The organism is Sulfurovum sp. UBA12169 (genome assembly GCA_002742845.1).
Taxonomy (GTDB): domain Bacteria; phylum Campylobacterota; class Campylobacteria; order Campylobacterales; family Sulfurovaceae; genus Sulfurovum.
Map to the genome: position 1 here is coordinate 246,069 of DLUH01000001.1, position 13,933 is coordinate 260,001.

Sequence of the window (13,933 nt, forward strand, 5' to 3'; positions counted from 1 at the left end):
GGATAGGCAGCTTAGAAATGTTCTACAAACTCGCCGTATGTATTTTTTCTGTACACTGCCGGATAGGCAGCTTAGAAATTTACGGATGCGCACCTGTAACTCTTTGTGGAGTACACTGCCGGATAGGCAGCTTAGAAAAAGAGGTCGTAAACGTCTATAAATGTTTTCTTGTACACTGCCGGATAGGCAGCTTAGAAAGCAAAACCATTCCAATGTTAGGACGTTCGAAAGTACACTGCCGGATAGGCAGCTTAGAAAAGAATAGACAGCGGTCGAAATATCTCCATTAGTGTACACTGCCGGATAGGCAGCTTAGAAAACTCGGATAAACTGCACAATGGTAATATTTGCGTACACTGCCGGATAGGCAGCTTAGAAAAGGGAAGTCTAGCCTTTATTTTCCCATAGCGAGTACACTGCCGGATAGGCANNGCCGGATAGGCAGCTTAGAAACAAAATGCGCTTTCTATTGTGCTTCTTATTTGGTACACTGCCGGATAAGCAGCTTAGAAATTGTGAAAATCCCGAATTAATACGAGATAGCAGTACACTGCCGGATATAATGTCCCCGTTTGTCAAGACAGATTTTTGAGAACTTCTTATCATTACCATACAAGCCAAACCACAGACCTAGAAAAGTGCTGAATTACAAAATACTGTATGAGGTATTTTTTACAGAATTTGCTAAAGTTTTAGCTGCTTGATTGAGGTGGAATTGCACTTGTGATTAGAATTGGCAAGTTTATTTAATCCGTTCAAAACCAATGGTGACAGTCGTGGTGACACTAAGAAAACTTTAAGTTTTTGAAATCTTCTGAAAGTACGGCTTTTGGGAGGTTAAATTGGTTGCGGGAGCCGGATTTGAACCGACGACCTTCGGGTTATGAGCCCGACGAGCTACCGAACTGCTCTATCCCGCGACAGATGAAAAAAAGAAGGATTTAAAAATCCTGGTGGATGGGGTAGAGGGATTCGAACCCCCGAATATCGGTACCAAAAACCGAGGCCTTACCGCTTGGCGATACCCCAATCTTCATAAGTCTAACTGCTTATGTGGACGGCATTATACTCCAAAGACACACGCTTGTCAAGACCTATTTTCAAAAAACTCACAAAAGTTGTGAAATAAAGTGCAAAAAGGTATAATGTTTTTACAATTACTATATTTTACAGCAAGTGTAAAAGCGGGGGAACAGAGAAATGTCACAAGATGCGATAAAGAGAGTAGAAAAAGCCATACAGGATATCAAGCATGGCAAGATGGTCATTATGATGGACGATGAGGATCGCGAAAACGAAGGGGATCTGGTCTACGCTGCCACATTTTCTACTCCACAGATGGTGAACTTTATGGCAAAAGAGGCTAGAGGGCTTATCTGTGCGCCTATCACCAATGAGATAGCTGCCAAACTCGACCTTGTACCGATGGTGAGCCGCAACATCTCAAACCATGAAACAGCCTTTACTGTTTCTATAGATTCAAAAACAGCTACGACGGGTATCTCCGCGCACGAAAGGGATGACTGTATCTGCAAGCTCGCCCATCCTTTGACGACTGCGGAGGATTTTGTTCGTCCGGGGCATATCTTTCCTTTGATCGCCAAAGACGGGGGCGTCCTGGTGCGCACCGGACATACTGAGGGGTCGGTCGATCTTTGCAAGCTTGCAGGCTTGGCTCCCGCAGCGGTGATATGCGAGATCATCAAGGATGACGGTACGATGGCACGGATGGATGATCTGAAAACTTTTTCTGCGACGCACAATCTGTCCATCGTTTATATCTCTGATATCGTTGAATATCGGCTGGCAAACGAGCAGCTTATCAAGCGTCTCTCTTCTGATGAGGGTGAACTCAGAGGCACAAAGGTAAAAAAGATGACATACGTTGATCACCTTGACAGGGTACATACGGTTGTGCAGTTTTATAAAGTGCATGAAACATCCAATGTAAAATTTCACAATATCGGCTCTGATATCGATCTTATACTCGACGACAAACGTTTCAACACCCTGCACAACGCCATGGAGTACTTGAAAACCAACGGAGGAACGCTGATCTTTCTGGATACCAAAACCATTTCTCACGAACAAGCCAAAGAGTTTGGCGTAGGGGCCCAGATACTGAAAGATCTTGGCATCAAAAATATCAACCTTCTCACGACAAATAAAGAGACCGAATTTGTAGGTCTAAGCGGGTTTGGGTTGAACGTAGTAGACAAGATCATCATCTGATCAAACAGGATGCGACACAAAGAGAATGAAAAAATATTTTCAAAAGATCAGTTTAAGTGCGATCAACCTGTATGGGGTGATAATTCTTTTTCTGTTTGCTATCCTTTTCACTTTTCTTGTAATCTTTGAAGAGTATAGAGATTTTGAACAAGAAGAGGTGCTTTTGCGTCAAAACTATTTGACGGCACAAAAACAGCACATTCAAGATGAAGCAAGGCGTGTTTTAACCTATATTCGGTACGAGCACGACAGATCAAAAAAACAAGACCAGGAGATGCTTAAAGAAAGAATAGTAAGTTCCATCGAACATCTTTTTAGCAAAAAAAACAGCAGCAGCTATATTTTTATCTACACCCTTGAAGGAGCAAACATCTCCGATCCGAACAAACCTAAAAATCTTAACAAAAAAATGAGCCAGTTAGACAACGAAAACGGTTTTGATGTACTTGATGCGCTTATAAAAAAAGCAAAAACCGGCGGAGGGTATGTTGAATACGTTTGGGACAATCCGGTTACAAAACAACTTTCAAAAAAAATTTCTTATGTGACCGGATTTGAGCCGTACGGCTGGCTTGTCGGAACGGGAGTTTATCTCGATGAGATCGAAAATCTTATGATGGAGAGAAAGCGTGTCCTCAAGGAGCGTTTGATCAAATACATGATGGAGATTTTGACGCTTGCTACGATTTTATTTGGCTTGGCTTTTGCAGGTATGAAATTGATCAACGGGATTATTCGCAACGAGATAGACACTTTTAGGGATTTTTTTAAAAAGGCCGTCGAACACTACGTGGTGATCGATAAAAAGCAGATATACTTTAAAGAGTTTCACATTTTGGTTCAATATGTCAACGAAATGGTAAGTGCCGTGCACCAAAAAAATTATGAACTTAAAAAGCTGAATGCATCTTTGGAAAAAAAGGTTTTGGAAAAAACAGCAAAACTGCAAAAGCAGATGGAATACAACAAACAGCTGGTAAATATGCAAGACAGCTTTATCAAACATTCTATTCATGAGATCAATACGCCTTTAGCCGTGATCATGACGCATATAGATATCTATAAGATGAAGTACGGCCAAAACAGTTATCTTTCCAAGATAGAAGCAGCAAGCAAGATGATTGCCAATATCTACGATGATCTCAGCTATCTGGTGAAAAAAGACCGCATCATCTATGAGAAGCATTGGATTGATTTTTCTTCTTTTTTGCATGAGCGCATTGTGTTTTTTGAAGAAATCGCTGTAGGCAACGGACATAAAATTCAAGAAGAGATTGAAGGGGGGGGTGTGATCTATTTTAATGAGATAGAGTTGCAGCGCATCATAGACAACAACCTTTCAAATGCTATCAAATATGCCAAGAAATCAACAGATATATGGATCAGGCTGTATAAAGAAAAAGATACCGCTGTCTTAACATGCGCTACGCACTCGAAAAAAATAGAAAACACAAAGCAGATATTTGAAGCGTTCCATCAAGAAGAGACACAAGCAGGCGGATTTGGTTTGGGCCTGGAGATCGTAGGTGCCATCTGCCAAAAAGAGGACATCAGAATCGAAGTTGATTCGAATGACGAACTCACCACATTTGCTTACTATTTTAAAAAGGTTTCTCCATGAAGGTTTTTTTGCTTGAAGACGAAAAGATGCTCCAAAGCGCTATAGCAGAGTATTTGACGCAAACGGGCTATCTTGTGCAGATGGGCGAAGACGGCCTGGAAGCATACGAGATGATCAGCCAAAACGAATATGATTTGCTGATCCTTGATATCAATACCCCCTCCCTAAACGGTCTTGCGCTTTTAGAAAAACTCCAAAATGACAAAATTTACATTCCGACAATCTTTATCTCGGCAATCACCCAGATAGAGCAGATCAGCAAAGCGTATGAGCTTGGGTGTTATGATTATCTTAAAAAACCTTTTCATCTCAAAGAGCTTACGCTGCACATAGACCGTTTGCTCAAAATGGCAGATATCACGTCAAAAAATCATGTCAAAATCAGCAAAATGTACACTTACGATCTGCAAAATAAACGGCTTTTCTTTGACAATGAGGAACAGACGCTTACACCAAAACAAGCCCAGATCATAGAACTGCTGGCTTCAAATATAGAGAAAATCGTTGATTTTGACATGCTGCGTTATGATGTTTGGGACAGAAACGATATAGATAATGCCACAATCAGAGCAGAAGTCCACAGGGTCAGACAGATTCTCAAGGAGGATATTGTAGAGAGTCTTAAAGGGGTAGGGTATAGGCTAAAACGTATCAAATAAACAGCTTTTTTTATTTTTGTGTAACAAAACTATACATTACTTTCTTTTTGTTTCTCTTTTTTGTCCGATGCTATGTTAATGCTATTTTTAACACTCATAATGAGTGTATCAAAATTGATTTGGAGGAAAATATGAGAAAAATTGCGTTAAGTTTGGTTACAGTCGCAATGCTTTCAAGCGGCGCCATGGCAGCCGAAACACTGGAAGAGGCTTTAACAGAAGGTGAATTTTCAGGGGTTTTGCGAACGTTTTATATCGATAGAACCTACAATACCGGAGCTACAATCAATCGAAATTCTTTGTCGGTAGGCGGGTATTTCGGATATGAAACGGCACCATGGTATGGGCTAAGCATCGGGGCGAAAGGGTACTCTACGAACAAAGTAGATATCCACGGCAGCGCGACGGAAGCAACCAGTTATGATCCGTCGCTTTTTGGTGACGGTTTGGATTCGTACACGTTCTTGGGCGAATTGTATATGAACTACAAAAGAGACAATACGACACTTAAAGTGGGCCGCCAAAGACTTGATACGCCGATGGCAGGAAGCGATGAAGCCAGAATGCTGCCCAACCTTTTTGAAGCAGCAGTGCTCAGCAACACAGACATTAAGGACACCACTCTTATCTTGGCGCATGTGACTAAAGAGACTGCAGGAACATTCAGCAACATTTATGATAACAGTATGTTGGGACTTCAAAGTGGCTATGGTCTTGGTACTGTTGCTGCTCAAAGCGGAGAATTTGAAGATATGGGCGAGATCGCGCTGGGCACAGGAAACGATACCGACGGTGTCACCGCAGCAGCGGCGATCTACAAAGGTATCCCCGGCTTGACGCTTCAGGCGTGGGATTACTATGCGCATGATATCCTCAATGCACTCTATCTTCAGGCGGATTACGGATGGGATTGTTTGCTAAACAGCGCAGTAAAAATGAACGCTTCTGCACAATACATCTATGAAAGCGAAGTGGGTGATGCGCTTGCCGGAGATGTAGAGAGCAACTATTTTGGAGCCAAACTGGGCGCAGCCTACAATGCCCTCAGCGGATATGCGGCGTTTTCGACGACCGGATCAAACAATGACACCGTCACAAACGGCGGGATAATCAGCCCGTGGGGCGGTATGCCGGCCTTTACGCAAGGGATGGTAACAAGACATATGTTCTTTGCCGACACCGATGCATGGAAAGTGGCCGCAAGCTATAACTTCAAAGATCACGGTATGCCGTTGGTTGCAACGGCGTACTATACATCGTTTGATATCGGTGCAGACAATACTTATCAGCCAGGTATTGCATGGGAAGCCGAAGAGAGCGGACTTGATTTTTCTTATATACCGGAATCTATGAAAAATGTCGAGTTTAAACTCAGAGCCAATTTTACGACAGATTTTGCTCCCGGAACAGACTGGGATGAGTATCGGTTTATCGTAAACTATAATTTCTAACAAGGAGAAATGATGAAAAAAGAGACTGTAGAGCAGATCAAAAATGATCCTAAATACCAAGAACTTGTTTCAAAAAGAAGTCGTTTTGCATGGACACTTTCTATTATTATGCTGGTAATTTATTATGGATTCATTTTGGTTATCGCATTTGATCCGAGTTTGCTTGGCACTAAGCTAGGTTCGGGTGTTACCACATGGGGTATTCCTATAGGAGTGGGGATTATTGTAATTGCTTTTGTCTTGACGGGAATTTATGTCAAAAGAGCCAACACTGAATTTGACGACTTGAGTCGCCAAGTCAAAGAGGCATTAAAATAAAAGGGCGAAGATGAAGAAAATTTTACTATCTTTCATGGCACTGGGGGCCATGGTATTTGCAGCGGGCGCGCTAGAGGGTGAGGTGCAAAAGCAGCCTCTGAATATTTCAGCGATTATTATGTTTTTAGTTTTTGTGGCAGGAACATTGGGTATCACTTACTGGGCAGCCAAAAGAACGAAAACCGCTAAAGATTTCTATACTGCCGGCGGAGGTATTACAGGATTTCAAAATGGATTGGCGATCGCAGGGGACTATATGTCGGCGGCTTCCTTTTTGGGGATTTCGGCACTGGTTTACGGCGCAGGGTATGATGGACTGATCTATTCGATCGGATTCTTGGTAGGTTGGCCGGTTATTTTATTTTTGGTTTCTGAAAGACTAAGAAATCTTGGAAAATATACTTTTTCGGATGTAGTTGCTTATAGACTTAAGCAAGGACCTATAAGAACTATGGCAGCCTCAGGGGCGATCGCTACGGTTGTGTTGTATCTGATCGCTCAAATGGTAGGAGCAGGACAGCTTATTCAGCTTCTTTTTGGACTTCCTTACTCGTGGGCGGTAGTGCTTGTCGGTGCTCTTATGATCATGTATGTGACCTTCGGTGGAATGCTTGCAACTACTTGGGTACAGATCATCAAAGCATGTTTGTTGCTTGCGGGAGCTACGTTTATGGCGCTGGCGGTATTGGCACATTTTGGTTTCAGTTTTGAAGCGCTTTTCGCAAAAGCAGTAGAGGTGCACCCTAAGGGTGAAGCGATTATGAGTCCCGGCGGACTGGTGTCTGATCCTGTCTCTGCGATTTCTCTTGGACTTGCATTGATGTTGGGGACTGCGGGATTGCCTCATATTCTGATGAGATTTTTTACGGTTGCTGATGCGAAAGAAGCGAGAAAATCTGTATTCTATGCAACAGGTTTTATCGGATATTTCTATATCCTTACCTTTACCATCGGATTTGGTGCTATCGTAATGGTACTTAACAACCCTGAATATCTTGATCTTGCCAAACAGGCGATAGAGGGCGGCGCACCTATCTTGGGCGGTAACAATATGGCAGCAGTGCATCTATCGCATGCGGTAGGAGGAAACTTCTTTTTAGGCTTTATTTCTGCGGTGGCATTTGCTACGATTTTGGCGGTGGTTGCAGGGCTTACATTGGCGGGAGCGTCAGCTATTTCGCATGACCTTTATGCCAATGTTTTCATGAAAGGCAAAGTGGATGAAGCAAAAGAGATGAAAGTTTCCAAAATGGCAACGGTAGGACTTGGCGTGATTGCCATTTTGCTTGGAATTGCTTTTGAAAAACAAAATATTGCATTTTTGGTTGGACTTGCGTTTGCGATTGCGGCGTCAGCAAACTTCCCTGTGCTTTTTTTGGCAATGTTCTGGAAGAAACTTACTACACGCGGTGCGGTAATCGGCGGATTTATCGGGCTTTTGACGACAGTTATATTGTTGATTATCAGCCCTGTTATTTGGGTAGAGGTTCTTGGCAATGCTGAGGCAATATTCCCTTATAAGCATCCGGCACTTTTCTCTGTGATCGCTGCATTTGTAGCGATATGGTTCTTCTCGGTTACCGACAAGAGCGATGATGCGGCACGTGAGATAGAAGCATTTGATGCGCAAGATATCAGATCTCAAACAGGTATTGGAGCAGAAGGTGCATCGGCACACTAAACGCATTAAACGATGCAAAGCCGCTTCTGCGGTTTTCTCGATAGGAAATTGCATATGATTGCACTATTGGAAACACTTAAGGGGCATCCCCCCTTTTCATTTTTAGATGACACCGCTTTTGCTTTAATCGAGCGCAATGCTCAGATCGCCTACTATCCAAACCATACGGTATTGACAGAGCCTAATTTTCTTTTTGACAAACTGTTTGTCATCATCAAGGGAATGGTCGAAGTAAATAATGACGATGAGCTTATCGATGTTTACAGAACACATGATGCCTTTGGCGGAATTGAACTTCTTAAAAATCAAGCGTCTCTTTATCAATACAAAGTAACAGAAGAATTGATTTGTTATGAAATCAAGAAAGAAGTGTTTCTGAAACTCTGTGAATCAAATAAAGCATTTAAGGATTATTTTTTTTCTTCAATCGTTGAGCGTCTTGAAATGCTCAAAGAAAAACGCGAATATACAGCGATGAGTGATCTAATGATGGCAAGAGTGGACAAGAGTATCTTGCACAATGCGTGTGTACTGGCTTCTGATATGCCCATCATAGATTCTTTGAAAAAAATGGAAGAGTGCAATGCCACATCAGTCATTGTTAAAAATCCGCAGGGATACGGCATTGTTACCGATGCCGATCTTAGATACTACATATTGTATCAGCAAAGTCAAGAGCTTCATCGTCTTTCAGATATACAAAGTTATCCTGTGATCTCCATAGAAGAGGGGGAATTGCTTTTTAATATTTTGCTTTTGATGACTGAGCGTACGATCAAACACCTTCCTGTGCTTGATAAGACGGGAGAGGTTTTGGGGGTTTTGGAACTTATTGACCTGTTGAGTTTTTTTTCAAACCAATCCCATCTCATCTCGGCACAGATGGAAAAGGCATCCACTCTTGAAGCGGTGATCGATGCGGCCAAAAGGGTAGAGATCATGATCAACGCTTTGCATGCCAAGGGCGTCAAGAGCAGATATATTGCCAAACTGGTTTCTGAAATCAATAAAAAAATGTATCTTAGGCTCTTTGAGATGATCTTTCCTAAATCCTGGCATGAAAAATGTACATTGATCCTGCTTGGAAGCGAAGGAAGAGGAGAGCAGATCTTGCGAACAGATCAGGACAATGCTCTGATATTTGAAGAGGGATTTTTACCCGATAACATTGAAGAAATTACACAAAAGTTTATTCTTACGCTGGACAACATAGGGTTTCCCCGCTGCAGCGGCAATATCATGGTGATTAATCCTCAGTGGCGCAAGTCCATTGATGGCTATAAAAATGATATAGACAGCTGGGTAGAAGGACAAACGCATGAAGGCTTTATCAATATGGCAATTTTATTTGATTCTGTTGCAATAGCCGGAGAGAAAAACCTGCATACTCAGCTTAGAGAATATCTTATAGAGAAAATGAGCGGATATCAAAGTGTTCTGGCGCATTTTGCAAAGCCTATTGAGCATTTTGAATCTGCGTTGGGGCTTTTTTCCCAATTTGTTACAGGCGCAAAAGAGCATCAAAATGAAATTGATATCAAAAAAGGTGCACTTTTTGCACTGGTTCACGGAGTTCGTGCGCTGGCTCTTGAGCATGCGATTGAACCAACCAATACGATTTTGCGCATCAAAGCGTTAAACAATATAGGATTTATGAATAAAGAAGATGCAAGCGAGTTGATTGAAGCTTTTGAGGTTATCAATACGTTAAGATTGCATTCGCAGCTGGAAAAATCAGCAAAAGGAAAAAAAATAGACAACTATATTTCTATTGTTGAGATAGGAAAGCTCGAACGCGATCTTCTAAAAGAAGCGATTAAAAGCGTCCATTCGTTCAAAAAGATGATCAGTTACCATTTTCATCTTTCTATGGTGGGATAAATGTTTGAAAGTCTAAAACGCAAATGGAATCGAAAACATTTGAGTGATGAACGTTTTGCTTTTTTATTTGACGAGACTCCCGGTGATGAAATTGTAGTCTTTGACTGCGAAACAACCGGACTCGATCCCCAAAAGGATCATATTGTCTCAATCGGTGCAGTCAAGATCAAGGGCGACAAAATACTTACAGATCAGGCATTGCATATCTATGTACAGCAAAAAAAAGAGATTGCGCATGAAAGCATCAAGATACACCAGATTAGAAATTGCGATCTTCAGGATGCTGTTGCCATCGAAGAAGCGATTGAATCGTTTTTGCATTTTATAGGCAACAGAACACTGGCAGGATATTATCTGGAATTTGATGTCGCAATGATCAATAAATATACTAAAAAAATGTTTGGAATTACATTACCCAACAAGCAAGAGGAGGTATCAGCACTCTATTATGATAAAAAAATTTCCACTATCCCTCAAGGGAATATAGACCTAAGGTTTGATACAATAGTGGCGAATTTAGCACTGCCTAGATTAAAGGCACATGATGCACTCAATGATGCCATCATGACAGCTATGATGTATTTAAAATTAAAACATACAATTAAATTAAAATAAACAGGAGAAAATAATGTTACAAGAGATCTATCAACCAAATCCACAATATGCTTCAATTGCTGCCATTAAAAGCATGGATGAATACCATGCATTGATGAACAAGGCAAAAGAAGACTATGAAGGTTTTTGGGGTGACTACGCCAAAGAAAAAATTGACTGGTTTAAACCGTTTGATATGGTACTCAATGAAAGCGAAGCACCCTTTTACAAGTGGTTTGAGGGTGGACAGCTCAATGTAGCACACCAATGTATCGATCGACATTTGTTAACGCGCAAAAATAAAGCAGCTATTATCTTTGAAGGAGATAACGGCGACCAGCAAGTGCTTACCTATAGAGAACTGGCCTATGAAGTCAACAAAACAGCCAATATGTTTAAAAACCAATTTGGCATCACCAAGGGAGATAGGGTAGTGCTTTATATGCCGATGATCCCTGAGGCTGCAATCAGCATGCTTGCCTGCGCGAAGATCGGGGCTATCCATTCTGTGGTATTTGGCGGCTTCAGTGCAGAAGCATTGAGAGACAGAATTATCGATGCCCAGGCAAAACTTGTTGTAACATCAGACGGAGCCTACAGAAAAGGCAATCCCTATATGCTCAAACCGGTAGTGGATGAAGCGCTCAGTACAGGATGCGAATGCGTCAAGGCAGTATGTGTGGTTGAACGCAACGGCGAAGAGATCCATTGGGAACCGGGACGTGATTATGCCTATAATGAACTAGTGAAAAACGAATCATCCAAATGTGCAGCAGAACCGATGGAGAGTGAAGATCCTCTTTTCTTGCTTTACACTTCAGGAAGTACCGGAAAACCAAAAGGAGTACAGCATTCAAGCGCCGGATATATTCTTTGGGCGCAAATGACGATGGAGTGGGTATTTGATCTTAAAGAGAATGATACCTATTGGTGTACAGCCGATGTAGGCTGGATCACCGGACATACCTATATTGTTTATGGGCCGCTTGCTGCGGGTGCAACTACGGTAATGTTTGAAGGCGTGCCTACATTCCCTGATGCAGGAAGATGCTGGAGAATGGTAGAAGAGTATCAAGTAAATCAGTTCTATACGGCGCCTACAGCGATCAGACTTCTTCATAAGACAGGTCAAGATGAGCCTAAAAAATATGATTTAAGTTCGCTTAGGGTTTTGGGAACCGTCGGAGAACCTATCGATCCGGCTGCATGGAAATGGTATTACGAAGAGATTGGCGGAAGCAAGTGTGCTATTGTGGACACCTACTGGCAGACAGAGACGGGCGGACACATGATCTCTCCGCTTCCCGGAGCAACGCCCATCAAGCCTGCATGCGCTACGTTTGCACTTCCCGGAATCATAGCGGAAGTTATCGATGAAGTAGGAAATCCTGCACCGATAGGCGAGAAAGGCTTTATGTGTATTACAAAACCATGGCCAAGCATGATCAGAACAATCTGGGGCGATCCTGAGAGATTTGTAAAATCCTATTTTGGAGATTGCAAAAAAGAGGGCAAACCGGTTTACTTTACGGGTGACGGCGCGATGATCGATGAAGAGGGATATATAACCATTACCGGAAGAACGGATGATGTTATCAATGTTTCCGGGCACCGAATGGGAACAGCCGAAGTTGAAGCAGCGATTAAAAAGCATTCGAACGTCGCGGCAGTGGCAGTTGTAGGCAAACCGCATCCGATCAAAGGGGAGGGAATCTTTGCCTATATCGTTCTCAAATCGGAAGAAAGTTTGGCAGAAGAGATTGAACTAACCAAAGAGATAAACAATATCATAAAAAAAGAGATCGGTGCAATTGCACTATGTGATGATATCGTGTTTGTTCCGGATCTTCCAAAAACAAGAAGCGGCAAGATTATGAGAAGAATATTGCGAAGTATTGTTAAAAATGAAGAAATTACACAGGATACTTCTACATTGGAAGATCCGTCTATCGTAGGCAAAATCGAATCAATCGTAAAATCTTGCCGACTATAATTTTACACAGAGGCGGTTTTGTCTGCCTCTGTAACTGCAAATAAAATAATTTTCTCTATTTTTATTTTTCAAATCAAGCCATAAGGCTTTTTACTTTTAGCAAATCTTCAAATGCTTCTTTTTTCGCGGAAGGATTTCTGAGTAAATAACTTGGATGGTACGTCGGTATCACGATATAACGCTCTTTTTTAAAAATAGTACCCCTGACTTTTCCGATAGGGGTTTCATCTCCTGTAAGATAAAAATAGGCAGTACCCCCCAACGCAATAATCAGTTTCGGCTTGATAAGTTCTATTTGTTTCAATAAATAAGGTTTGCACGTATAAGCTTCACTGGGTGCAGGTTCTCGGTTTCCCGGCGGACGGCATTTCACAATATTTGTAATATACACGTCATTTCGCGAAACAAGAAGAACATTTTCTATCATCTTTGTCAAAAGTTCGCCTGAACGACCGACAAAAGGCTTTCCTGTACTGTCCTCCGATGCACCCGGAGCCTCTCCGACAAACATAATTTCAGCCGAAGGATTTCCTTCTCCAAACACTACTTTTTGGCGAGTTTTGCTTAGATCGCAAAGATGGCATTGATTTGCCTGCTTTTGCAAGAGATCAAGTGTGCCCGGAAGAGATAAATCCAAATCATCCTCTTTAAAAAGGGTGATATCCGTGTACTGATAACCCAACTGTTTGAGTTGGTACAACTGTTTAAGTAAAAGTGCATTTTTAAGATTTTTCATAAAGAAATTATAGCAGATAAATGTTTGAGCTGCTCATTTGCGTCTTTAAAGCATTTATTTTCTTTCGTGCGGCAAAAAATTGTTGATTAACGATGTTTGTTTTGCAGACTTGAAGATATTGAATTGATAATTTATTTATAGCATTTCTATTTAAAAATCATATCTTATAATTAAAATTATAAATTTAATACTATACAAAAGGGCATCGATGGCACATATACAACTACCCGAATTTAAAGCAATGTCACCCGCGATCCAAGAGAAGGCACGGCCGATTTTGGAAAAAACAGGACAGCTTGGAGAGATATTTAAACTGATGGCAGTAGATGAAAAAGTTTATTTTGCAACGGATGGGATGGTGCAGGGGTATTTACTCAACGAAACAACGCTTCCGTATGTTATCAAAGAAGCGATAGCGCTTTTGATCTCCAAAGAGAACGGATGCAGCATGTGTGTGGATGTACACAAAAGCATCGCAGCGATGCTGGGGATAAGCGAGGAGCAGATCGAAGAGATACTGCAGGGAGTAGATGCGATGCATGTAGAGGGCAAAGACAAGGCATTGTTGAACTTCTGCATTAAAGCATCGCGCAAAGACAATTATAAAATCCTCAAAGAAGAGATAGATGCGCTCAAAGCGATGGGGTGGAGTGATATGCAAATTGTCGAAGCCGTAGCGATCACAGGGTACTTTAACTATATCAATACGCTTTCAAATGTATTCGGGCTTGGAAAGTAGGGATGCAAAATGGCAACAACACCCTTCT

Annotated in this window: 11 protein-coding genes, 2 tRNA genes and 1 CRISPR repeat array; of the genes, 10 read left to right on the plus strand and 3 right to left on the minus strand. The window is 41.7% G+C overall.

Annotation, left to right across the window (positions count from 1 at the left end; genetic code table 11):
* Positions 1-50 precede the first annotated feature (50 nt).
* A CRISPR array of direct repeats spans positions 51-513; the repeat unit is 28 nt; unit sequence GTACACTGCCGGATAGGCAGCTTAGAAA.
* 330 nt (positions 514-843) lie between these two features.
* Together CFH81_01310 and CFH81_01315 are read right to left on the minus strand one after the other, a co-directional pair.
* Positions 844-920 (minus strand) — tRNA-Met (locus tag CFH81_01310).
* A 34-nt stretch (positions 921-954) separates the two neighbouring features.
* A tRNA-Gln gene (locus tag CFH81_01315) sits at positions 955-1,029 on the minus strand.
* Positions 1,030-1,200: 171 nt separating this feature from the next.
* Between CFH81_01315 and CFH81_01320 the strand changes: the two genes are divergently transcribed.
* From CFH81_01320 to acs, 9 genes are all read left to right on the plus strand, one after another.
* Positions 1,201-2,232 carry a bifunctional 3,4-dihydroxy-2-butanone 4-phosphate synthase/GTP cyclohydrolase II gene (locus tag CFH81_01320; GenBank protein ID DAB40964.1) on the plus strand — a complete coding sequence of 344 codons (1,032 nt, stop codon included), beginning with the start codon at positions 1,201-1,203 and terminating at the stop codon, positions 2,230-2,232.
* Between the two features lie 25 nt (positions 2,233-2,257).
* The gene (locus CFH81_01325; protein ID DAB40965.1) at positions 2,258-3,853 is read left to right on the plus strand and encodes a hypothetical protein; all 1,596 of its coding nucleotides are present in this window, start codon (positions 2,258-2,260) and stop codon (positions 3,851-3,853) included.
* Positions 3,850-4,512, plus strand: coding sequence for a DNA-binding response regulator (locus CFH81_01330; GenBank protein ID DAB40966.1), 663 nt, complete (start codon positions 3,850-3,852; stop codon positions 4,510-4,512). Before CFH81_01325 ends, CFH81_01330 begins: the two co-directional genes overlap by 4 nt.
* 131 nt (positions 4,513-4,643) lie before the next feature.
* Complete coding sequence (locus CFH81_01335; GenBank protein ID DAB40967.1) at positions 4,644-5,963, plus strand: outer membrane porin, OprD family; 1,320 nt, start codon at positions 4,644-4,646, stop codon at positions 5,961-5,963.
* A gap of 12 nt (positions 5,964-5,975) precedes the next feature.
* Positions 5,976-6,281, plus strand: a complete 306-nt coding sequence (locus CFH81_01340; GenBank protein DAB40968.1) for a hypothetical protein — start codon at positions 5,976-5,978, stop codon at positions 6,279-6,281.
* A 10-nt stretch (positions 6,282-6,291) separates the two neighbouring features.
* The gene (gene actP / locus CFH81_01345; protein DAB40969.1) at positions 6,292-7,962 is read left to right on the plus strand and encodes a cation acetate symporter; all 1,671 of its coding nucleotides are present in this window, start codon (positions 6,292-6,294) and stop codon (positions 7,960-7,962) included.
* Positions 7,963-8,016: 54 nt separating this feature from the next.
* A complete protein-coding gene (locus CFH81_01350) occupies positions 8,017-9,843 on the plus strand; it encodes a hypothetical protein (protein ID DAB40970.1) in 1,827 nt (608 codons plus the stop codon).
* Positions 9,844-10,458 carry a DNA polymerase III subunit epsilon gene (locus CFH81_01355; GenBank protein ID DAB40971.1) on the plus strand — a complete coding sequence of 205 codons (615 nt, stop codon included), beginning with the start codon at positions 9,844-9,846 and terminating at the stop codon, positions 10,456-10,458. It abuts the gene before it with no gap.
* A gap of 13 nt (positions 10,459-10,471) precedes the next feature.
* Entirely contained in the window at positions 10,472-12,430 is a 1,959-nt protein-coding gene (gene acs / locus CFH81_01360; protein DAB40972.1) for an acetate--CoA ligase, read from the plus strand.
* Positions 12,431-12,503: 73 nt separating this feature from the next.
* Here the strand turns inward: acs and CFH81_01365 are convergent, their stop codons facing one another.
* Entirely contained in the window at positions 12,504-13,166 is a 663-nt protein-coding gene (locus CFH81_01365; GenBank protein DAB40973.1) for a uracil-DNA glycosylase, read from the minus strand.
* A 208-nt stretch (positions 13,167-13,374) separates the two neighbouring features.
* Between CFH81_01365 and CFH81_01370 the strand changes: the two genes are divergently transcribed.
* Entirely contained in the window at positions 13,375-13,905 is a 531-nt protein-coding gene (locus tag CFH81_01370) for an alkylhydroperoxidase (protein DAB40974.1), read from the plus strand.
* Positions 13,906-13,933 lie beyond the last annotated feature (28 nt).

Coding starts and splice junctions, on each gene's coding strand:
- CFH81_01320 (DAB40964.1), top strand. CDS start 1,201: ATGTCACAAGATGCGATAAAGAGAGTAGAAAAAGCCATACAGGATATC.
- CFH81_01325 (DAB40965.1), top strand. CDS start 2,258: ATGAAAAAATATTTTCAAAAGATCAGTTTAAGTGCGATCAACCTGTAT.
- CFH81_01330 (DAB40966.1), top strand. CDS start 3,850: ATGAAGGTTTTTTTGCTTGAAGACGAAAAGATGCTCCAAAGCGCTATA.
- CFH81_01335 (DAB40967.1), top strand. CDS start 4,644: ATGAGAAAAATTGCGTTAAGTTTGGTTACAGTCGCAATGCTTTCAAGC.
- CFH81_01340 (DAB40968.1), top strand. CDS start 5,976: ATGAAAAAAGAGACTGTAGAGCAGATCAAAAATGATCCTAAATACCAA.
- actP (DAB40969.1), top strand. CDS start 6,292: ATGAAGAAAATTTTACTATCTTTCATGGCACTGGGGGCCATGGTATTT.
- CFH81_01350 (DAB40970.1), top strand. CDS start 8,017: ATGATTGCACTATTGGAAACACTTAAGGGGCATCCCCCCTTTTCATTT.
- CFH81_01355 (DAB40971.1), top strand. CDS start 9,844: ATGTTTGAAAGTCTAAAACGCAAATGGAATCGAAAACATTTGAGTGAT.
- acs (DAB40972.1), top strand. CDS start 10,472: ATGTTACAAGAGATCTATCAACCAAATCCACAATATGCTTCAATTGCT.
- CFH81_01365 (DAB40973.1), bottom strand. CDS start 13,166: ATGAAAAATCTTAAAAATGCACTTTTACTTAAACAGTTGTACCAACTC.
- CFH81_01370 (DAB40974.1), top strand. CDS start 13,375: ATGGCACATATACAACTACCCGAATTTAAAGCAATGTCACCCGCGATC.